The organism is Wenyingzhuangia aestuarii (assembly GCF_011927765.1).
Taxonomy (GTDB): domain Bacteria; phylum Bacteroidota; class Bacteroidia; order Flavobacteriales; family Flavobacteriaceae; genus Wenyingzhuangia; species Wenyingzhuangia aestuarii.
Window position 1 is genome coordinate 47049 of the sequence record NZ_JAATJG010000002.1, and the last position, 20533, is coordinate 67581.

General features: G+C 31.5%; 19 protein-coding genes. 10 read left to right on the forward strand and 9 right to left on the reverse strand.

Features of this window, described 5'->3' with window-relative positions; genetic code table 11:
* The first annotated feature begins 95 nt into the window (after nt 1-95).
* Both GGR97_RS02150 and ligA read left to right on the forward strand, forming a co-directional pair.
* Nucleotides 96-1103, forward strand: coding sequence for a LacI family DNA-binding transcriptional regulator (locus tag GGR97_RS02150; protein WP_167896783.1), 1008 nt, complete (start codon nt 96-98; stop codon nt 1101-1103).
* A gap of 210 nt (nt 1104-1313) precedes the next feature.
* A complete protein-coding gene (gene ligA, locus GGR97_RS15470) occupies nt 1314-3788 on the forward strand; it encodes an NAD-dependent DNA ligase LigA (protein WP_167896784.1) in 2475 nt (824 codons plus the stop codon).
* An 853-nt stretch (nt 3789-4641) separates the two neighbouring features.
* On the opposite strand, the gene GGR97_RS02160 is transcribed toward ligA, so the two are convergent.
* The 4 genes from GGR97_RS02160 to msrA form a co-directional block, all read right to left on the reverse strand.
* Nucleotides 4642-5322: a potassium channel family protein gene (locus tag GGR97_RS02160; RefSeq protein ID WP_167896785.1), complete on the reverse strand. Its 681-nt coding sequence runs from the start codon at nt 5320-5322 to the stop codon at nt 4642-4644.
* A gap of 6 nt (nt 5323-5328) precedes the next feature.
* On the reverse strand, nt 5329-7026 hold the full coding sequence (locus tag GGR97_RS02165; RefSeq protein WP_167897028.1) for a TrkH family potassium uptake protein: 1698 nt from the start codon (nt 7024-7026) through the stop codon (nt 5329-5331).
* A 123-nt stretch (nt 7027-7149) separates the two neighbouring features.
* Complete coding sequence (locus GGR97_RS02170) at nt 7150-7446, reverse strand: phosphoribosylpyrophosphate synthetase (protein ID WP_167896786.1); 297 nt, start codon at nt 7444-7446, stop codon at nt 7150-7152.
* A 77-nt stretch (nt 7447-7523) separates the two neighbouring features.
* Nucleotides 7524-8105: a peptide-methionine (S)-S-oxide reductase MsrA gene (gene msrA, locus GGR97_RS02175; RefSeq protein ID WP_167896787.1), complete on the reverse strand. Its 582-nt coding sequence runs from the start codon at nt 8103-8105 to the stop codon at nt 7524-7526.
* A gap of 219 nt (nt 8106-8324) precedes the next feature.
* On the opposite strand from msrA, the gene GGR97_RS02180 reads away from it, so the two are divergent.
* The 7 genes from GGR97_RS02180 to GGR97_RS02210 all read left to right on the forward strand — a co-directional run bounded on the left by GGR97_RS02180 (nt 8325) and on the right by GGR97_RS02210 (nt 13854).
* Nucleotides 8325-8963 carry a peroxiredoxin gene (locus tag GGR97_RS02180; protein ID WP_167896788.1) on the forward strand — a complete coding sequence of 213 codons (639 nt, stop codon included), beginning with the start codon at nt 8325-8327 and terminating at the stop codon, nt 8961-8963.
* A 113-nt stretch (nt 8964-9076) separates the two neighbouring features.
* Nucleotides 9077-9388, forward strand: coding sequence for a thioredoxin family protein (locus tag GGR97_RS02185; RefSeq protein WP_167896789.1), 312 nt, complete (start codon nt 9077-9079; stop codon nt 9386-9388).
* Nucleotides 9369-9626, forward strand: coding sequence for a DUF6952 family protein (locus GGR97_RS02190; protein ID WP_167896790.1), 258 nt, complete (start codon nt 9369-9371; stop codon nt 9624-9626). Before GGR97_RS02185 ends, GGR97_RS02190 begins: the two co-directional genes overlap by 20 nt.
* 53 nt (nt 9627-9679) lie before the next feature.
* Nucleotides 9680-10408: a Dph6-related ATP pyrophosphatase gene (locus GGR97_RS02195; protein ID WP_167896791.1), complete on the forward strand. Its 729-nt coding sequence runs from the start codon at nt 9680-9682 to the stop codon at nt 10406-10408.
* A gap of 54 nt (nt 10409-10462) precedes the next feature.
* Entirely contained in the window at nt 10463-11224 is a 762-nt protein-coding gene (locus GGR97_RS02200; RefSeq protein ID WP_167896792.1) for a hypothetical protein, read from the forward strand.
* Between the two features lie 62 nt (nt 11225-11286).
* Nucleotides 11287-12882 carry a bacillithiol biosynthesis cysteine-adding enzyme BshC gene (gene bshC / locus GGR97_RS02205; protein WP_167896793.1) on the forward strand — a complete coding sequence of 532 codons (1596 nt, stop codon included), beginning with the start codon at nt 11287-11289 and terminating at the stop codon, nt 12880-12882.
* A gap of 234 nt (nt 12883-13116) precedes the next feature.
* Entirely contained in the window at nt 13117-13854 is a 738-nt protein-coding gene (locus tag GGR97_RS02210) for a LuxR C-terminal-related transcriptional regulator (protein WP_167896794.1), read from the forward strand.
* A gap of 4 nt (nt 13855-13858) precedes the next feature.
* Here GGR97_RS02210 and GGR97_RS02215 read toward each other — a convergent pair whose 3' ends face one another.
* From GGR97_RS02215 to pflB, 4 genes are all read right to left on the reverse strand, one after another.
* Nucleotides 13859-14860 carry a P-loop NTPase family protein gene (locus GGR97_RS02215; protein ID WP_167896795.1) on the reverse strand — a complete coding sequence of 334 codons (1002 nt, stop codon included), beginning with the start codon at nt 14858-14860 and terminating at the stop codon, nt 13859-13861.
* A gap of 114 nt (nt 14861-14974) precedes the next feature.
* The gene (locus tag GGR97_RS02220) at nt 14975-16231 is read right to left on the reverse strand and encodes an L-lactate MFS transporter (protein WP_167896796.1); all 1257 of its coding nucleotides are present in this window, start codon (nt 16229-16231) and stop codon (nt 14975-14977) included.
* Nucleotides 16232-16241: 10 nt separating this feature from the next.
* Nucleotides 16242-17003 (reverse strand): pyruvate formate-lyase-activating protein, encoded by a 762-nt coding sequence (pflA, locus tag GGR97_RS02225; RefSeq protein ID WP_317165737.1) that lies wholly within the window; start codon nt 17001-17003, stop codon nt 16242-16244.
* 126 nt (nt 17004-17129) lie between these two features.
* Nucleotides 17130-19355 carry a formate C-acetyltransferase gene (pflB, locus tag GGR97_RS02230; protein ID WP_167896797.1) on the reverse strand — a complete coding sequence of 742 codons (2226 nt, stop codon included), beginning with the start codon at nt 19353-19355 and terminating at the stop codon, nt 17130-17132.
* Nucleotides 19356-19626: 271 nt separating this feature from the next.
* Between pflB and GGR97_RS02235 the strand changes: the two genes are divergently transcribed.
* Nucleotides 19627-20136: a flavodoxin gene (locus GGR97_RS02235; protein WP_167896798.1), complete on the forward strand. Its 510-nt coding sequence runs from the start codon at nt 19627-19629 to the stop codon at nt 20134-20136.
* Nucleotides 20137-20235: 99 nt separating this feature from the next.
* On the opposite strand, the gene GGR97_RS02240 is transcribed toward GGR97_RS02235, so the two are convergent.
* Entirely contained in the window at nt 20236-20427 is a 192-nt protein-coding gene (locus GGR97_RS02240) for a cold-shock protein (RefSeq protein WP_167896799.1), read from the reverse strand.
* Nucleotides 20428-20533 lie beyond the last annotated feature (106 nt).

Consider the following 20533-nt stretch of genomic DNA (forward strand, 5'->3'; position numbering starts at 1 on the left):
AAAAAACAGCATCGGTAACGTTTCCGAAAGTAGTTTTTTTGCCGATAACGTTTCCGAAACTTGACTTTATATTTCCGAATGTTTAATATTGATGTATGAAGAGAATCACCATAAAAGACGTAGCTAAAAAACTAAACGTTTCTGTATCTACAGTTTCTAGAGCTTTTAATGACAAATATGACATTAAAGAGGAAACAAAGGACTTGATTTTGGCCACTGCAAAATCATTAGGTTATAGACCTAATCCTATTGCTAGAAAGTTAATACAGCAGCGGTCTTACAATATTGGAATTATTGTTCCAGAGTTTGTAAATAGTTACTTTCCTGATGTGATTATGGAAGCCCAAAAAGTACTGATAGATAAAGGATATCAGGTATTAATTATGCAGTCGCACGATTCATCGGAAACGGAGTTAAAAAATTTAGAAACTCTTTTAGATAACATGGTGGATGGTTTAATTGTGTCTTTAATTAGGGAAGATGATAACATTGAAAAATACAAAGAACTGGTAGATGCTAAAATGCCAATTGTATTTTTTAACAGGGTTGCTGATAAATTGGATGCTTGCAAAGTAGTTTTTGACGATTTTAAATGGGCATTTTTTGCTACCGAACATTTAATATTACAAGGGTATGAGGATATTGTTTATTTAAGTGGTCCTAAACACATGAAACTGTCTTTAAACCGAATTATGGGCTTTGAAAAAGCGCATAGAAAACACAAAAGAGAGGTTGGTAAAATAATTCCATGTGGCTTTTATATGGAAGATGGAGCAGCAGCCGCTAAATTAATGATAGAAACCAATAATGTACCACGCGCAATTTTTGCAGCTAACGATCATTGTGCTATAGGAGCTATGCGTGTGTTTAAAGAATATGGATATAATATTCCTAACGATGTTGCCATTGTTGGTTTTACAGAATCTAGATTGGCAGAACATATACACCCGACACTTACCACAGTAGAACAACCTACCAAAGATATTGGAATAACAGCAGCCAATTTGTTGATAGAACAGTTAGAAAATAAAGGAATGTTTGTACCTCAAACCATTGTGTTAAACGGTCGTTTAAACGTGAGAGAATCTTCTGTTACACATTAGTTTGAATGTTTTAAGCTTTTGTTCTCGACTCCGCTCGAACACCAGTTTTTTTAGTTTACGATTATGTAATTATTCAAGTTAGTTTCTTTTTAGGTCTTCGAGCGGAGTCGAGAAGTGTAATGTTTTATAATTATTTCCCAACACTTCCTAATTTTATTATTGTGGTATCTAAAATAATCGTCATAAATTTACGCTTAAAATTTTTACAAAATGAATCACTCTATTCAACAAAAAATAGAAAATTTAAGAGAAGTATTACACAAACACAATTATGAATATTATGTGTTAGACAATGCTACTATTTCTGATTATGATTTTGATATGTTGTTGAAAGAGCTTCAAGCATTAGAAGAAGCACATCCTGAGTTTGCTGATGAAAATTCTCCCACGCAAAAAGTAGGAGGAACTGTTACCAAAAACTTTCAAACGGTGGTTCATAAAAACAGAATGTACTCTTTAGACAATTCTTACAGCAAAGAAGATTTGTTGGACTGGGAAAAGCGTATTTCTAAAATTATAGAAGGAGAAATTAGCTATACTTGTGAATTAAAATACGATGGAGCTTCTATTAATTTAACCTACGAAAACGGAGCTTTGGTAAAAGCGGTTACCCGTGGCGATGGTGTTCAAGGAGATGATGTAACTGCAAATGTAAAAACCATTAAATCTTTGCCTTTAAAACTGCAAGGAGATTTTGTTCCTAATTTTGAAATTAGAGGAGAAATTATTTTGCCTTTAGACGGATTCAATCAAATGAATTTGGCAAGAGAAGCTGCAGGAGAAGAAATTTATAAAAATCCAAGAAATACAGCTAGTGGAAGTTTAAAACTACAAGATAGTGCAGAGGTTGCCAAACGTCCGTTGGATTGTTTGTTGTATCAGGTGTTAACGTATAATAACGAATTTAAAAGTCATGCCCAAGCTTTAGATAAAGCTAGAGAAGTTGGTTTTAAAGTTCCTAATACCATTACCATTGCCAAATCTATAGATGAGGTGGTGGCTTTTGTAGAACATTGGGACAAAGCTCGTTTTGAGTTGCCTTATGAAACCGATGGAATTGTAATTAAGGTGAATAATATTCGTCAGCAAGAGGAATTAGGCTACACAGCAAAAGCCCCACGTTGGGCCATTGCCTATAAATTTAAAGCAGCTCAGGTATCTACCAAATTGCATCAAATTACCTATCAAGTAGGAAGAACTGGGGCTATTACACCTGTTGCAAATTTAGAACCTGTACAATTGGCAGGAACTACGGTTAAAAGAGCCTCGTTGCACAATGCCGATCAAATTGCCTTGCACGATATTAGAGTAGGAGATGAGGTCTATGTAGAAAAAGGTGGAGAAATTATACCTAAAATTGTGGGGGTAGATTTAACCCAAAGACCCGCAGATTCTTTACCCACCATGTATGCAACTCATTGTCCAGAGTGTAATACTCCATTGGTAAGAAAAGAAGGAGATGCCAAACATTATTGCCCTAATGAATACGGTTGTAAACCTCAAGTAGCAGGTAGAATTCAACATTTTATTAGTAGAAAAGCCATGGATATTGATGGGTTAGGATCGGAAACAGTGGATTTACTTTGCGATGTAAATTTAATTTCCAATTATTCAGATTTATACTCTTTAACCTACGATAAAATTATAGACATAGAAAAAGCGTACGACAATGAAGAGTCTGGACTTACCTATAAAAACGAATTACAAGTAACCTTAGAAAGTGCCATTTTTGGATTGAATTATGCAAACATATCACGCTCTTTATCTAAAAAAATAGCAGAACAAATTACTAGTTTAGAAGATGTTTTTTTGCTAAAACTAGATGTAGAAGAAAAAGAACTTAAGGTTTTTGAAAAGTTTTTGTTGATTTTAGAACACCGATACAAAGGCTTAAAAAACTTAATTAAAAGTGATGATAGTTTAGAAGGCTATACTTCTTTACGCACATTTTTATACTTAAAGTTTTACGGAAAAGAAACTAGTAGCGATTTGTTTTCTGATGTTTTTGGAGAACTATTACAAACGGCAACGCAAGTAAATTATATTGATGAATTAACCAACTATGAACAGTTTATCAATCAATATGATGGATTTAAAGAAATCATCAACAAAATATCTGATAGAAGAACTGTTGGAATACGAGATGTAGGTGCTAAAAATATAATAGCAGGAATAGCAGCATCCAAACAAATTCCTTTTGAAAAAGTATTGTATGCTTTGGGAATTCGTTATGTAGGAGAAACTGTAGCTAAAAAGTTAGCCAAACACTTTAAAAATATAGAAGCTTTATTTGCTGCCGATTTTGATACGCTAATTGCTGTTGATGAAATTGGAGATCGAATTGCAGAAAGCATTATTGATTTTAGAAATCAAGCTTTAAATCAGGTATTGGTTGCCAAGTTAAAAGAGGCGGGAGTTCAAATGTCTTTATCAGAAGACGTATTAAAAAACCAGACCGATACTTTTGCCGGAAAAACATTTGTGGTGTCTGGAGTATTCCACAAAGTATCTAGAAACGAATTAAAAAAACTGATAGAAGATAACGGAGGAAAAGCCAGTAGTTCTATTTCTAAGAAAACTACCTACATAGTTGCGGGTGACAATATGGGACCTGCTAAATTGCAAAAAGCAACAGATTTAGGAGTTACTATTATTTCTGAAGATGATTTTTTAGCGATGGTGTAATTTTTTTGTTTTAGAATAGTAGACTACATCATTATTCTGTTTCTATAGGTTCCGTACAGATTGCTAGATAACCCTTATAAAAGGTGTTATTGTACTACTGTACTTTTTATCCTATGCAATTAAGTATTTTACATTTCAACTTTACTATATGTTCATAGACTTTAGTTTTGCCTCCGTTAGATGACCGTTGGTCTATTTATAGAATCTGCTTAGTAACACTCTGTAAACTTAGTAGTTAGAGGCTTTTTAAAGACTGTAAAACAGCATATAGGATAATTCTTCCTATATGCTCCCAAAAACGTCTATTTTTTAAAAATACAGCCAAAGCTGACCCGAAGGATTCCCGAACAAGACCCGAACAAAACCCCCTAAAAATCCTGTTTTTGTGTCACCATAAGTCGTTGTAGTGCATTAGTTGTCCAAAAGAGTCAGAAGTGCTCCTCAAACATCATAACAATTCATTTAGTGTTTATATATGTCTGTATGTGTCACTATGTGTCATGAGCTTGTTTGTTAGTTTTTTAAAATCTATGTTTGTGTCTTGTTAATCAGTGAAGTAGGTGTTGATAGGGAAGCGAAAAAAAACGAAGTTGTTGCAAATAGAAATGAAGTAAAATAGTTGTAAATTGATGTAGACTTATTGATGTGTTTTACTTTATGTAAGTAAGTTTTGGGCATCTCGACTCCGCTCGATGATCGTTTTTAAGACTTGTGTATTTATAGCTTTTGACTACTCTAGATGACACTTTGTTTGTATAGGTTTAATACTTCTAATAGCCCGACTATTAGAAGTTGTTCCAAAGTCTATTCCAATTCTTTTTTAAGTATGGTGTTTTTATAAATTTAGAGCTAATTATTTTAAAAAACGCTGAATGTCTTTGTTGGCTCCATAGACCACCAAAACATCTTCTTTGTATAAAATGTCATGAGGATCAGCCACACCTTTTACATTGCTTACGCTTCTCTTTTTACCAATAGCCGTATCTACCTCGCTATTAGAAATGGTGGTTAAAACTAATAGATTGTATTTTTCTTTAATTTGCATTTCCAAAATACTTTTTCCATTGTATTTTTTGGGCATTTTAACTTGTACAATACTGTAATCGTTGTTCAATTCAAAAGAATTTACAATTCCTTTTAAACACAATTTTTTAGCCCAACGCTCTGCAGATTCTTCTTCTGGCAATACAATTTCATCAACCCCAATAGCTTGTAAAACTCTTTTATGAATGTGATTGGTTGCTTTACTAATCAATCGTTTTACTTTTAAGCTTTTAAACAAAGCCGTAGCCATTACGTTGGCTCCCTGGTTTTCTCCAATGGCAATTACAACAATGTCTGTGTCCTTTAAAGGCAAACCAGAAACGGTAAATTCATCCGTAGCATCCATACAAATAGTATGACTAATTTTTTCTTTAAAAGCATCTACTTTGCTCATGTCGGTGTCAATACCAATGACTTCATTTCCTTGCTCTGTTAGCTTTTCGGCTAAAGAAGATCCAAAGTTTCCAAGACCTATAATTATGTATTTCATGAGGTGTTAATTTATGGTAATTTCTTCCGTAGGATAACGGTAATTTACGTGTTTTACTTTTTTGAAAAAAGCGATTAAAATAGACAGCATACTTACTCTACCAATAAACATTATAATAATAAGAACAAATTTACTGTAAGCACTTAGACTAGCGGTAATTCCTAAACTTAACCCTACGGTACTGTAGGCCGAAAAACATTCAAAAGCTATACTAAGAATATTTATTTGGGGGTCAAAGGCAGCTATGGAAAAAATTCCAAATCCTATGACAATTAAAGATAGAGAGATAACTGCAAAGGCTCTACGGATAGATACTTCAGCAATTTCTCTACGGTAAACTTCTATTCTAGATTTTCCCCTAGCCAGACTAAAAAAGTTTAAAGTAGCAATGGCAAAAGTATTGGTTTTAATTCCCCCTCCTGTAGATGCAGGGGAGGCACCAATCCACATTAATAACATAATTAATAATACCGATGAGTTTTGCAGAGCTCCCATGTCTATAGTATTAAATCCTGAAGTTCTGGGAGTAGTAGCTGCAAAAAGCGATGCAATAAATTTACCTACAAAACCCTTTTGGTCTGTTAAAATATGGTTGTATTCATTTATAAAAAACAGAACAGTTCCTACAATGGTTAAAGATATTGTGGTGATTAAGGCTATTCTACTATTTAGGTTTAATACCCAAGGTCTATAACTAATATGTTTTTTTCTTAAAAGTCTACTAATTAAAAAGTATTTAGAATATTTAATAAGGTTGGCTACTATAGGAAAACCTAACCCTCCTAACATAAAAATAGTGATAATAATGAATTGTAGTAAGTAATTGTATTTAAATCCTGATTGATACAAGCTATTAGGTAAAGTAGAAAAACCAGCATTACAAAAAGCCGATATGGAGTGGAATACAGAGAAAAACAATTCTTGAATAAAAGAGTCAAATAACAAACTATCTAAACTAGTATAAATTAAAATAGCTCCTAAAAACTCTATAATAAAAGTGATGTATAAAATTCTTTTTAAGGTGGTAAATACTTCGCTCATTTTCTGAGCATTGGTCATATCTCCTAATACGAGTTGATTTTCATAAGTAGTTCCTCCTTTAAAAAAGTAACTAAAATAGCTGGCAAAAGTTAAAATTCCCAAACCTCCAATTTGAATAAGAATTAGAATAATAATCTGCCCAAATTCTGTAAAAAAAGTACCCGTATCTACGACCACAAGACCTGTTACACAAACAGCGCTGGTAGCTGTAAATAAGGCATCTAAAAAAGAAATGTTAGTTTGCGTTGCATTGGGTAACATTAACAAAAGTGCTCCCAAAAATATTAGAATTAAAAAACTAACAATAAATAGCTGAGCAGGGTTTAAAAAGGTTCGTTTATAGACTATTTTTTTTTCGGCAAACTCTCTAATAAAGGTTAGAATAATTGCTAATTTAATCCACACATCATCATAAAAAATAGAAAGATGTTTGTGCGATTGTTCTGAAAAAAAATGAAAATAAATAATAGTAAGTATCACAAATATACTAGCACTATCAAATAACAGAACTCTTTTAGTAAGAGTTTTACTGAGTTTTAAATATCTAATAATGGTGGTAAATATTCCCGAGATTAGAATAATAAAATAAACCTCGTTGGCAAATAACTGAATTCTTTTAGATTGATTAAAACCAAAATCAGCAATTAGTATAAAAATTCCCATCAAACTTAGTAGAAACGTAATTCTATAAATAAGTTGATGGTTGATGTTATTTAGAAACTTGTTTTTCAAACCCTGTTTTTAATAGAGTATAAAAGTAGTATGGTTCAGGAATAAAACAAAGATTTATTTAATTTGTTTTATCAATTCTCTGTTGTGATTGCTTTCAGAACTATAAGACATAATTAGAGTTCCTTTGGTTCCATCGTTTGCAGAAATAGCAAATAGCTCTGTTTCATCCGATGGATTGGTCATTCCATCAAATCTAAATACATGGTCAATTTTTAAATCGCTAGGATCAAATTCTTTTTTACTGTAAAGTGCCTTAATGTTTTTGCTATTAGCAACAAAATTATCTGTATATCCTTTTTCAGATAAATCGTTTGAAGCTTGTGATAATGTTTCGTAATCTCTTGTTTTCATAATGTAAAATTTTGTAATTAATAGTTACATAGAATGTACTGAAAAATAAGAGGCCATAAAAGTTGATTGTTATCAAGTTAATTTTTAAAATACTTGGCTTTAAACTTAGCCAAGCGGTGTTTAGAAACAGCTTGTATGTAGGAATTATTAGGATGATTTTTTTCGTAATCTTGATGATAATCTTCTGCAAAATAAAAGTGATCTAATTCTTGAATAGCAGTTACCGCTTTTCCTTTATATTCTTTATCTATTTGTTTAAACTTTTCAGTAGCTATTTTTTCTTCTTCAGCATTGCTGTAAAAAATAATAGAACGATAGTTTTTTCCAAAATCAGGTTTTTGACCATAAGTAGTTGGGTCTTGTGATGCGTAATATACATCTACCAAATTAGCATAAGAAATTTTTGCAGGATTGTAATATACAGCTACGGTTTCTGCATGTCCCGTTTTGTGAATAGATCTGTAAGTTGGGTTTTTAACCGGACTACCAGCATAACCAGAAATAGCCTCTACCACACCGGGTACACTTTCGTAAACAGCCTCTACACACCAAAAACATCCGCTAGCAAAATAGGCTACTTTTAAATTAGCATCTGTAGGTGCTTTGGTTGTTTGTGCAAAAAGGCTTGTGGTAAATAACAAAGCAAGTAAAATTCTCATATAAATAGGGTTTGTATATAGGTCGTAACGTTTTTTTAAATTTACAAAAACAATCGTAAAACCTAGGTATATAGCATAAGAATAAGAAAACTTGATGTTTATTTTTAAGCTATCAATAAAATCAATACAGTAATAAATACATTAGATAGAATTCCACTTGTTTTATTGAACATTGCTCTTAAATTTGTGGTAGAAATTAATCAATATAAAATTATAAATATGGCAACAGCAGTAGGGAAAAAATTTCCAAACATCGCAGTAAACGCAATGAATGAAATGGGAGATACTTTCCAAATTAATGTTTTAGAAGAAGCAGTAAACAATAAGAAAAAAGTACTTTTATTTTGGTACCCAAAAGATTTTACTTTTGTATGTCCTACAGAATTACACGCTTTTCAAGCAGCTTTACCAGAATTTGAAAAAAGAAATACAGTAGTTATTGGAGCATCTGTAGATTCTGCTGAGGTTCACTTTGCATGGTTAAGTACAGCTAAAGATAATGGAGGTATTGAAGGTATTACTTACCCATTATTAGCAGATACTAACCGTAACTTATCTGAAGCTTTAGGGATTTTAGATGCTACAGAAGTATTTGACGAAGAGTCTCAATCTTTTTCTAAAGAAGGAGATGATGTAACTTACAGAGCTACTTACTTAATTGATGAAGAAGGAACTGTATTTCACGAAGGTGTAAACCACATGCCAGTTGGACGTAATGTAAACGAATTCTTAAGATTGATTGATGCTTATGCTCACGTACAATCTCATGGAGAAGTTTGTCCTGCAAACTGGGAAGAAGGTAAAGAAGCTATGCAAGCTAACGCAAAAGGAACTGCAGCTTATTTAGCTAAAAACTAAGACTACTAAGTAGTTTACATAAAATAACCGGGTGTTTAAAGTTGATGTTATCAATCATCCGGTTTTTTAGTACCCAATATTTAAACGTATCACTTTTAAAATTTTAATTAATTATGAGAGAATTAACTACAGATACACTTCAAGATGAAGTAAGTAATAATGATTTGGTTTTTGTACAATTTTCTGCCGGATGGTGTGGAAACTGTAGAATTATGAAACCTAAATTCAAAAAGTTTTCTACAGAAGTAGAAGGAGCTGAATTTTTAGTAGTGGATGCAGAAAAAAATCCAGAATCTAGAAAATTAGCAGATGTAAGTAACTTACCAACTTTTGCCGCTTTTAGAAACGGAGAATTGGTAAAACAAGTGCAAACAAACAAAACAGACGTTTTAAAATCATTTATAGATGAAGTTACCAGTAATTAAGCACATGACTCAGTTTATTGCTGAGAACGATGTAGATTATATTCATGAAACCTTAGAAACTTTAGAAGCGCTTACAGAAGTAAGTTCTTTAAAAGATGAAGAGTTAGATGTTATAGGAGAAATTATTTCTAATCTTTATGGAGCTATTGAAGTTGATAAAGAAATTAAGAAAGGAGTTCCTCAAAAAGAAGCTCTAAACGGTTTTATGAAACGTGTTTTAGGATCTATAGACAAGTAAAATAATTAGGTGTTCGAGCGAAGTCGAGAACAAATAATCTACAAATAAAACAAATGATCAAAGCCTATTTTAATTGGAGTTCTGGAAAAGACTCTTCTTTAGCTTTGTATAAAACATTGAATCAATCTGACTACCAGGTTGATTTTTTGTTGACCAATATAAACAAAGATGTACAACGTGTTTCTATGCACGGATTGCGTGAAGAATTGTTAGAAGCTCAAGCAGCATCTATTGGAATTCCTTTACGTAAAATAGAGTTTTCTGGTAATGTGACCATGAAAGAATATGATGAAACCATGAAAGTTTCCATGGAATCTATTCTTAAAGACAAGTATCAACATTGTTTTTTTGGTGATATTTTTTTAGAAGATTTAAAAACGTATCGTGATAGTAAACTGTCTGAGGTTGGTATTCAAGGATTGTATCCTTTGTGGAAACAAGACACCAAAGCTTTGTTGCAAGAATTTTTAGACTTGGGGTTTAAAGCGATTACTGTTTGTGTAAACGCACAGTATTTAGATAAGAGCTTTGTAGGTAGAGTGATAGATGAACAGTTTATAAAAGATTTACCAGAGAATGTAGATGTTTGTGGAGAAAATGGAGAGTTTCATACGTTTGTGTTTGATGGACCTATTTTTAAAAACTCTATAGAATTCTCTATCGGAGAAAAAGTCCATAAAACCTATCAACCTTCAAAAAATGATGATGACAACTGTTTTCAAAAAGATAAAAAAGTAAATTGGGATACCGGTTTTTGGTATTGTGATTTAATTCCTAATTAAAAGCACATCTTTTCTTACATTTAGAACTTCTAAAAACGTTTAAATAATTAGTAAATGCTCCGTATTTTATCTGTAGAAAAAAATGATTTAAACAGGATTATTGCTGTTTTTAATAGAGAAATAGGACGTTTTGTGCTATTTGTATTTGTGTTGTTTTTTGACAGTATTTATTTTTCTGAAAACGTAACAAGTTCGCAAATTCTAATCAATGTTTTAATGCTTGGTGGATTTCTAAAAATGTATTTTAGATCTACTCCAAGGGTTAAAGAATCTATGATTTATGCCGTAATTATTGGGTTCTTAGGAGAGCACTTGTTCTCTAGAGGATTAGATATGTATACTTATAGATTAGAAAATGTTCCTTTATATGTGCCTTTAGGACATGCAGCTTTGTATGGTAGAATTTTAATGTTTAGCAAATCATCTGTAGTAAAAAAACACAGTAAAAGTGTAGAACAAATTTTTGCTATGGTAATAGCTTTACTGTCTTTAACCTATTTGGTTTTCTTTAAAGATGTGTTTGGCTTTGTAATGACCATTTGTGTGTTTTTACTGTTGTTAAAAAGACCCAAAGACAGATTATTCTTTTTTGCCATGTACATTCTTGTGGCTATTTTAGAAATAGGAGGTACCGCATTTGGATGTTGGAAATGGCCATCTACAGCTTTTGGAGTGTTTTCTTTTTTACCAAGTCACAATCCACCAAGTGGAATTAGTTTGTTTTATTTCTTGTTAGATGTTAGCTGTTTTTACGTGTATATTTTAATAAATAAATCAACATGGACTCGTTTTAAGCACATCTATAGAAGAAGTTAAATTTTAAGTTTAAATTCGTAATCTTAAGTTGTTTTTACGACTCATTTTATCAATCAATTTTTATGGAAAGCCTACATATACCTTATAAAGACACTGGATATTTTTCTAATATCATGCTAGATTATTTAGCTCAAAAAGAAAACTTAAGGCCGTTTTATAATCGTTTTCCATCCATAGAAAATTTTGAAGCTCAAATAGAAGAGAAATCTCAATTTTACTCTAGTACTACTAGAAAAGTATTGGTAAATGCTATAGAAAAGCAGTATCAAAAATTAGAGATTTCAGCAGAAACGCAACAAAATATAGACAACTTGGTGTTGCCTACAACATTTACTATTACTACAGGGCATCAATTAAATTTGTTTTCGGGACCCTTGTATTTTTTGTACAAAATAGTATCGGTAATTAATTTATGTAAAGAATTAAAAGCAGCATATCCTAAACACAATTTTGTGCCTATTTATTGGATGGCTTCCGAAGATCACGATTTTGAAGAAATTCAATATTTTAATTTTAAGTCTACTAAAATATCGTGGAAAAGAGAAGCTTCTGGTGCGGTTGGTAGGTTAGATACTAGTGGTTTGAGTGACGTTTATCAAGAGTTTTCTAGTTTGTTAAATTCTGGAACTTATGCAAATGAGTTAAGATCTATTTTTAAGAACGCTTACTTAGAACAAAACAATTTAGCAGAAGCTTCTCGTTATTTGGTAAATGCTTTATTTTCAAAATACGGTTTAGTGGTGGTTGATGGAGATGATTCACAATTAAAAACCTTATTTAAACCCTATGCTTTACAAGAATTAGAAGAGCAAGTAAGTTTTAAAAATGTTACGGAAACTAATGTAAACATAGAAAAAGAAGGATATAAAATTCAGGTAAATCCTAGAGAAATAAATTTATTTTATATAGGTGATGGATTTAGAGAACGTATTGTTAAACAAGAAAGTGGTTACAAGGTTTTAAATACTAATTTGGTGTTTAAAACAGCAGAAGACCTGTTTAAAAATTCAGATAAATTAGAATTTGTTTCTGGAAATGCTTTGTTAAGACCTTTGTATCAAGAAGTAATTTTACCCAACTTATGTTATGTTGGAGGAGGAGGAGAGTTGGCTTATTGGATGCAATTAAAAACTACCTTTAAAAGTTTTAAGGTTCCTTTTCCTGTTCTATTGTTAAGAAATTCGGCTTTATTAGTAAGTCCCAAACAACAGAAAAAAACAGATAAGTTAGGGTTGGAATTAAAAGATTTCTTTTTATCTCAAAATGATTTAATCAAAAAAAAGGTAAACGAACTTTCTACCATTAATTTTGATTTTAAAGCAAAGAGAAAGCAATTAGAAGCTACTTTTAAAGAATTAGAAATTCTAAGTAGTAAGACTGATAAATCTTTTATAGGTGCTGTAAAAGCTCAGGAAGCAAAGCAGTTAAAAGGCTTGGATCGTTTGGAGAAAAGATTATTAAAAGCGGAGAAAAAAAAGATGTATGAGTTGGTTACTAGAATAGAAATTCTACAAAATGAATTATTCCCTCATCAATCTTTAGAAGAAAGACATAAAAACTTCTCTGATTATTATGAAGAGTATGGTGGAAATTTAATTGATTCCCTACTAGTAGCCTTAAAGCCGTTAGCTATGGAGTTTACCGTAATTAAGTTGTAATTAGTTGATTTTTAAGTATAAAAAAAGTATTAGAGTTAACTAATACTTTTTTTAAATTGGATTAAAAGTTTTCTTTTTCACAGCAAATTTTCCCCAACTTTTTCGATATTAAATAAAAACTTTTTAAAGTTTTTTCTTTACAAATGATTAAGATTTTAACTATCTTACACTTACAAAGATAAGTTTGACATTAAATACTCACAACTGCGTTTATACACAGTTTTTAAAATATTAATGAAAATAGATATTCAGAATATAGGGAATTATTCCAAAAGTCTAGTAACAGACACACCAGTAGACCAATCAGACGATTTGTATAAGTATTATAAAAGTACTTTACCAAGTTTTCCAAATCAAGCCGTGTATATTTATTCTTTTAAAGAAGGAAAAATGGTGTATGCCGAAGGGTGGGAAGATACATTAGGGTATAAGGATGATGAAATTACAATGCTAACCATTGTAAGTATTACAACCCCTCGTTTTTTAAAGTTTTCTGGAGAGTTAAATGACAAGGCAATGATGTTTTTAAAAAGCATTACAGAAGACTTAGAGCAATATAGTTTTACGTTAGAATTAGAAAAAATACACAAAGACGGTTCTATTGTTCCTTTATTTTCAAGAGTAGGAGTACACAAGGCTAGTAACGGAATGATTGAAGAAATTATTGGTTACTCAGAGGTCATAAAAACCTTAAGATTAGGAAACGTAATGCAGTATGCAGCGTACGGACCTAATGTGGCTGAGTTTGAAGAAGCCTTAAATAAAGAATTATTTAATCATTATGCTATTTCTAGAAAAGAGAAAGAAGCTTTGGCTTTGGCAGCAAAAGGATACGCTTTTAAAGAAATAGCAGAAGAATTAGGGGTTTCTCAATCAGCTATTGAGAAAAGAATTATTCCAATGTACAAACGTTTTGGTGTAAAGAGTTTACCTCACTTAATTGGTTTTGCCTATCAAAATAGCATCTTATAATCTCTTAATAAGATAAGTTTACAATATTAATATTATCTAGTTCTACCCCAATAGTAGAAAGCATACTTGTCCATTCTTCCTTTTGGTCAAGTTCATTTACCCCCAACACCCAAATAATATTTTTTTCTCTAAGTATGGTTCTATTTTCTTCGTTCATAGGAGTAAAAGTATCTACATAATTTAGAAAATCACTAGGCTTTGTTAATTTAAGTTTATCAGGATTAATGTCATCAATAACTAAAAACTTAGATGTTTGCCAGTTCCAAAGTGTTTCTGGATCTTGATGAGTTTCAAAGAAGTGACTGTATAATTTAGTAGCAGTAATATAAGTACAAGTTTGTTTGCATAGAGCTAATTCATTAGCAATGGCAACACCTAAATTACATTTACCTTCGTGTACACTTCCGTAAATTAAAAGATGATTTCCTCTGGTGTTTTTCTTTCGACCTTTAGCTACATACTTATTTACTATTATTTTTTCAAATTCATCTAAAAATTCACCTTTCCATTGAGACAATCTAAATTGAAAAGGAAAATAAGCATATTGCTGATAAATTCTCATGGTATACCAATCTATAAATGGATATAGAAGTAAAGCAACTAAACCAATATTTGTCCATATTAAGAAAGGAGTAGGTTCTGATACTAATAAAGCAGAAAACATGGCTCCTAATACAAAATACAGAATATCTGTAATCGTATCGTAGATTAGATTCTTCCAGTGAGGTTTAAAAATTCTATCTTTTTTAGAAGCAAATAAAGGCATAGTAAGGTTTAAAACTTCAAAGCTAAACCAAGATATAGCCACCCATTTACTAAATACAATTGGTGGGGTATCTTTAAAAATTACACTTAAAACAATACTAGGGAATAATCCTAAAGTAAAGTGTCCTAGTTGATTAGCTAGCCAAGCATAGGTTAAACTTACACCTCGGTAGGAATCTTTTCCTAAAAAGTCTTTTGCAATCAGTTGTTTAATAAAATTTTTAAAATTAATCTTAGTCATAGTATATAGGGGATAGTTTTATAGCGAGAATAAGTTAATTAATTATTTTATAAATACACACAAAAAAGGCTGCCCATAACTGAACAGCCCTTTTCTACAAAAAAATAAAGAAAATTATGCAGAAGCGACTACTAACTTCTGTATTTTGTATGCTTTTGTTATTTGTAATTTCATCAAAATAGAAATGACTAAGGCTACTATAAATAATAAAGAGAATACCCATAAGGTAATTTCTAAAGAGTCTGTTTTAGCCAGTACTACATCATAGATGGTAGGACCAATAAGACCAGCAAATCCCCAAGAAGCTAAAATTAGTCCATAATTAGCACCTAGTTCTTTGGTTCCAAATAAATCTCCCACAAAAGCGGGTAGGGTTGCGTGACCTCCACCATACATGGTAATAATGGTAAATAAAATAATTAAAAACATAGATTCTGAGCTTATGAAAGGTAAAAAGTAAAAAGCAGCTATTTGAAAAACAAAAAAGATGATGTAAACATTAATTCTTCCCACATAGTCGGATAATGTAGACCATAAAAGTCTCCCTAGACCGTTAAACACACCAATAAAACCAACAATAGCGGCAGCTTCCATAGGAGTATAGCTTAATTTTTGTTGAAGCATAGGGCTTGCAGCTGCAATTAAAGCAATACCACAAGAGGTGTTTATAAACATCATGATCCATATATAATAAAATCTAGATGTTTTAACAGCTTCACGAACTGTTAAGTTTGCCATATCTGTTTTTATTTGATTATGACTACTTTCTTTATACCCAACTAGAGTATATCCAACAGGTGGTTTTTCAAGATATGTTGCAGATGATACTATTAGAATGGTATAAATTGTTCCTAAAATATAAAAAGTAGAGGCTACACCTACAGATTCAAATAGTTTGGCCATAATAGGTCCAAAGATTAAAGCAGCAAAGCCAAAACCCATAATTGCCATACCTGTGGCTAATCCTCTCTTATCTGGAAACCATTTAACAAGTGTGCTTACAGGTGTAATGTATCCTAAGCCTAATCCAATTCCTCCAATAACACCATAGCTGATAAAAAATAAAGGTAGTGACTCTAGTTGAACGGATAATCCTGCTCCTAAAATCCCTACACCGTAAAAAATACCTGCCGTTGTTCCACTAGTTTTTGGACCTACTTTTTCTACCCATTTTCCTAAAAAGGCAGCAGATAATCCTAATATTAAAATAGTAATTTTAAAAGCCCATTTAATAACACTTCCTTCAACTCCAAAAATATCTTTTACAGGATTGGTCATAACAGAGTAAGCGTATACAGAACCTATGGATAGGTGTATCCCAATAGAAGAAACAGCTATTAGCCAACGGTTTTTTATTTTTTGAATACCCATAATTTCTTTGTTAATTAATTTTAACTTTTTTAAAGTAGTTACTTAAAATAGCAGCAGCATTTTGTAATTCCTCATCTGTATTTTCTCTAGCATGTTCTAGTTCATATTTCCAACCTAGAGCTTCCCATTTATGAATTCCTAATTTATGATAAGGCTGTAGTTCTATTTTTTCAATAGTTTTATATGTTTTAAAATAATCACCTAAAGCATGTAGCAGTTCTGGTTTGTTTGTTATTTCTGGAATTAATACATATCTCAACCACATTTTTTTACCAGAAGTTTCTCTGTGTTTGGCAAAATTAAAAGCGGTTTCTTTGTTTTTTTCTCCTGTGATGTATTGATAACCTTCTTCTGTTACATGTTTAATATCTAGCATGACTAGATCTGTATAATCATCTAACAATTCCATTACAGGATGATTTAAAACTCTACCATTAGTATCTATATTGGTGTGTATACCTTCTTCTTTTAATCTTTTAAAAAAGGTGATTAGGTTTTTAGCTTGTAACATTGGTTCTCCTCCAGAAACAGTCACCCCTCCTTTGTCTCCAAAGTAAGATTTCATTTTAATGGCTCTTTGTACCAGTTCTTCTATTTCGTATTCTTGTCCGCCGTGGGTATCAATAGTATCAGGGTTGTGACAGTACAAGCATTTTAGTTTACATCCTTGTAAAAAAACAACCATTCTAATTCCAGGACCATCATGAGTACCAAAAGATTCAATAGAATGAACACTTAATGTATGGTTTGATGTTTTAATAGTAGTAGGGATTTAGTTTGTAAAAAAGGTGTTCAAAAAATACATATGGCACTTTTTTCTTAAAAAGTAGGCTCTAATAAAGAGTCAATTTTATTTTTTGAACACCTAATAGTTAGATATAAATAAAATATAGGTAGTTTACATAGATTCGTGGAAAGAACGCGTAATTACTTCTAATTGTTGCTCTCTTGTTAATCTGATAAAGTTAACAGCATATCCAGACACACGAATGGTTAATTGCGGGTGATTTTCTGGGTGCTCCATAGCATCTATCAAAGTTTCTTTATCTAGAACATTCACATTTAAGTGTTGTGCTCCGTGTTGAAAGTAACCTGTTAAGGTAGCTACTAAATTATCTATCTGATCTTCTTTGTTTGCACCTAATGATTTAGGAACAATAGAGAAGGTGTTAGAAATTCCATCTTGAGAATCTTTATAATCAATTTTAGCAACAGAATTTAAAGAAGCTATTGCTCCGTTTGTATCACGTCCGTGCATTGGATTGGCACCTGGTGCAAAAGGAATTCCTTTGTCTCTACCATCTGGAGTTGCTCCTGTTTTTTTACCATAAACCACATTAGAGGTAATGGTTAAAACAGACATGGTTGGTTCTGCATTTTTATAAACAGGCAATTTTTTTAATTCGTTGTTAAAATCTTGTACCGCATTGTGAGCTAAAACATCAACTCTGTCATCATCATTCCCAAATTTTGGAAAATCTCCTTCAATTTTAAATTCAACAGTTAGTCCTTCTTCATTTCTGATTGGTTTTACTTTTGCATATTTAATAGCAGATAGCGAATCGGCAACAATAGATAAACCTGCAATACCATAAGCAATATTAATGTGTGGGTTGGTGTCTATCAAAGCCATTTGTGCTTTTTCATAATAGTATTTATCGTGCATGTAATGAATAATGTTCATAGCATCATTATAAACACCTGCTACTTGTTTCATGGCAATTTTAAAATTAGCCATTACTTTATCAAAATCTAAATATTCGCAATCACAAGGTTCAATACCATTTACCATTTGTGTTCCAGTAATTTCGCATTTACCTCCGTTAATAGCTAACAATAAAGTTTTAGCCAAGTTGGTACGTGCTCCAAAAAACTGAATTTGTTTTCCTATTTCTTGGTAAGATACACAACAAGCAATTCCATAATCGTCAGATCCTCTAGAAGTACGCATTAAATCATCGTTTTCAAACTGAATAGATGAAGTGTCTATAGAGACTTTAGCACAATATTTTCTAAAATTTTCTGGTAATAAAGGAGACCATAAAACAGTAATGTTTGGTTCTGGAGAAGGTCCTAGGTTGTATAAAGTGTGTAAGAAACGGAAAGCTGTTTTGGTTACTTTAGTTCTACCATCGTTTAACATACCTCCAATAGCTTCGGTTACCCAAGTAGGGTCTCCAGCAAAAATTTCATCATAAGCAGCCATACGTAAGTGACGAACCATTCTTAATTTCATCACAAACTGATCAATATATTCTTGAGCTTCTACCTCTGTGATGACTCCGTTGTTTAGGTCTTCTTCTATATAAATATCTAAAAAGGTAGATACGTTTCCTAAAGACATGGCAGCCCCATCTTGCTCTTTAACAGCGGCTAGGTATGCCATATATGTCCATTGTACAGCTTCTCTTGCGTTTTCTGCGGGTCTGCTCAAATCTAGATCATAATGGTTTCCCATTACAATCATGTCCTTTAAAGCTTTAATTTGAGAGGCTACTTCTTCTCTTAAACGAATGGTAGCATCACACATAGGACCTGTAATGTTTTCTAAATCTGTTTTTTTGTCTTGAATCAATTTATCAATTCCAAACAAGGCCACTCTACGGTAATCACCAATAACTCTACCACGAGCATAATTATCTGGCAAACCTGTTAAAAATCCTAAAGATCTAAACTTTTTAATTTCAGCGTTGTAAGCATCAAAAACCCCATCATTATGTGTTTTTACATATTTACTAAATAACGTGTTTACCTGTTCGCTAGGTACTAAGCCGTGCTCTTTTAAAGCTTTTTGCACTACTTTGTAACCTCCAAAAGGTTTCATAGCTCTTTTTAGTAATTCATCGGTTTGTAGTCCAACAATTACTTCATTTTCTTTATCTATATATCCTGCTTTAAATTCAGCAATACCAGATACAGTTTCTGTGTCTACAGATTTAACTCCATTATTTTCTCTCTCCTCTTTGGTCGCAATTTTACATACTTCCCAAAGTTTTTGTGTTTTCTGACTGGGTCCAACTAAAAACGCATCAGTTCCATAATAAGGAGTAATGTTTTTGTAAACAAATTCTTTTACACTGACGGCACTTTTGTCTAAACCTTGTTTGATATCTAAAGTTTCCATATAAATAATTATTAGTTGATTTCTATATTTCAAATTTACAAAACATTTGAATAATAAAATACCGTTTTATCTTTTATTATTTCATTTTTGTCAAAATAGCATCAAAATTTAAGTTTATATTATGAATATTTTAGAAGTTGATTGTTTCTGTAAACAATAGTTTAAGTTTTTACTTTTATGTTGATTTATTATGGGTTTAATGTTATTTTTATTTATTCTAAATAAATAAAAATAATTAACTTTGTGTTATAAAACTTAATAAAGGAAAGATATGGATAAAGCTATAGGATTGTTTTTTGGTTCTGACACAGGAATAACAGAAGAGATTACTTATGATATTGTGGATGCTTTTGAGAATGTAGAAGTAAAAGAAATATCAGAAGCTTCTACAAAAGATTTTGAAAAGTATGATTTTATTATTTTGGGATTGTCTACTTGGTATGATGGAGATTTACAAAGCGATTGGGAAGATTTTTTTGAGGAATTTAAAACGATAGACTTTACCAATAAAAAAGTAGCTATTTATGGTTTAGGAGATCAAATTGGTTATGCAGAGTATTTTATTGATGGAGTAGGAATGTTGGCTGAGGTAATTTTAGAGAATGGAGGAGAGGTTATAGGAAAGTGGCCTGTTAAAGATTATAGACATACAGAGTCTAAAGCAATTATTCCAGATGATGAAGATTACTTTTATGGTTTGGCTTTAGATAATGATAATGAATCGGATTTAAATGAAGAAAGAATCACAACTTGGATTGCTCAGTTAAAAGAGCTAGTATAGTTTAAAAACTATAAATTAAAAGTAAATAGCTATAAAAATCAAAAAGCCTATCAAATAAATGATAGGCTTTTTATTAAACTTTATAGTAAAGGAATCAAATTAGATAACTTGTACGTTTACTGCGTTTAACCCTTTACGTCCTTCTTCAACGTCATAAGAAACTTTGTCTCCTTCTGCAATTTCATCAGTTAATCCGTTAATGTGAACAAAAACGTCTCTACTTCCATCTTCTGGAGTAATAAATCCGTAACCTTTTGAATCGTTGAAAAATTTTACTGTACCGTTAGTCATAATAATAAATTGTATATTTTAAAGACCGCAAGGTAGTATAAATTAGCTATACAACACTATAAAAGTATATTTATTTTAAAATATAATTATCTGAGTATCATTTTGT